General features: G+C 49.6%; 2 tRNA genes and 2 rRNA genes. All 4 read left to right on the plus strand.

Annotated features, from left to right (window positions below):
- Positions 1-518 (plus strand): 16S ribosomal RNA (locus tag ACQ4W7_RS29085); the annotation flags it as partial.
- Between the two features lie 100 nt (positions 519-618).
- Positions 619-695, plus strand: a tRNA-Ile gene (locus ACQ4W7_RS29090).
- A 25-nt stretch (positions 696-720) separates the two neighbouring features.
- A tRNA-Ala gene (locus ACQ4W7_RS29095) sits at positions 721-796 on the plus strand.
- Between the two features lie 250 nt (positions 797-1,046).
- Positions 1,047-1,505 (plus strand): 23S ribosomal RNA (locus ACQ4W7_RS29100); the annotation flags it as partial.

Here is a 1,505-nt window from a genome sequence, read left to right on the forward strand (position 1 = left end):
GGAGTGCTCGAAAGAGAACCAGTACACAGGTGCTGCATGGCTGTCGTCAGCTCGTGTCGTGAGATGTTGGGTTAAGTCCCGCAACGAGCGCAACCCTTGTCATTAGTTGCTACGAAAGGGCACTCTAATGAGACTGCCGGTGACAAACCGGAGGAAGGTGGGGATGACGTCAAGTCCTCATGGCCCTTATGGGTAGGGCTTCACACGTCATACAATGGTACATACAGAGCGCCGCCAACCCGCGAGGGGGAGCTAATCGCAGAAAGTGTATCGTAGTCCGGATTGTAGTCTGCAACTCGACTGCATGAAGTTGGAATCGCTAGTAATCGCGGATCAGCATGTCGCGGTGAATACGTTCCCGGGTCTTGTACACACCGCCCGTCACACCATGGGAGCGGGTTTTACCAGAAGTAGGTAGCTTAACCGCAAGGAGGGCGCTTACCACGGTAGGATTCGTGACTGGGGTGAAGTCGTAACAAGGTAGCCGTATCGGAAGGTGCGGCTGGATCACCTCCTTTCTAGAGTTTGCACGAATCATGTAAATGATTCACGCATCAAATGTTCACACTTATCGGCTGTTAAATGAAGAAGAAACAGTAGTCGTAGTAGCACCGCGTTGGGGCTGTAGCTCAGCTGGTTAGAGCACCGTGTTGATAACGCGGGGGTCGTTGGTTCGAGTCCAACCAGCCCTACCAGCTAATTAGCTAGTACATAATTCCCGGGGGATTAGCTCAGCTGGGAGAGCACCTGCTTTGCAAGCAGGGGGTCGTCGGTTCGATCCCGTCATCCTCCACCAAAGTTTTACTCGAAAGTGCAAACGTAAGCCAGTCAACAAGACTGTGGTTTAGGTTTGATCTTTTAGCGATCAAAGCTGTTTCGTTCTTTAACAATCTGGAAGAAGTAAAGATTATTTATTGATTGGTTTGCCGTAAAAAGCAAATCGATGGGTAATGATTGTATGTATCAACAAACAAGCAACAACGTTGTACTTTCTTATCCCTGTAGCGCTCTTTTCGTTTGAAAGAATGAAGAGGCTAACGTTATAGGGACAAGCGAATAAGTGCACATGGTGGATGCCTTGGCGATTACAGGCGATGAAGGACGTAGTAGCTTGCGATAAGCTGCGGGGAGTGAGCAAACACACTTTGATCCGCAGATTTCCGAATGGGGCAACCCACCCTTTTAGGGTATTGCAACCTGAATACATAGGGTTGCAAGGCGAACGCGGCGAACTGAAACATCTAAGTAGCTGCAGGAAAAGAAATCAACCGAGATTCCCAAAGTAGCGGCGAGCGAAATGGGAAGAGCCTGTACGTGATAGTCGGACTGATAGAAGAATCCTCTGGAAATAGGAACCGTAGCGGGTGATAGTCCCGTATTCGAAATCAGACCGGTGATACTAAGCGTACGACAAGTAGGGCGGGACACGTGACATCCTGTCTGAATATGGGGGGACCATCCTCCAAGGCTAAATACTCGTAATCGACCGATAGTGAACCAGTACC

It is taken from the genome of Janthinobacterium algoris (genome assembly GCF_051380935.1).
Lineage (GTDB): Bacteria > Pseudomonadota > Gammaproteobacteria > Burkholderiales > Burkholderiaceae_D > Janthinobacterium.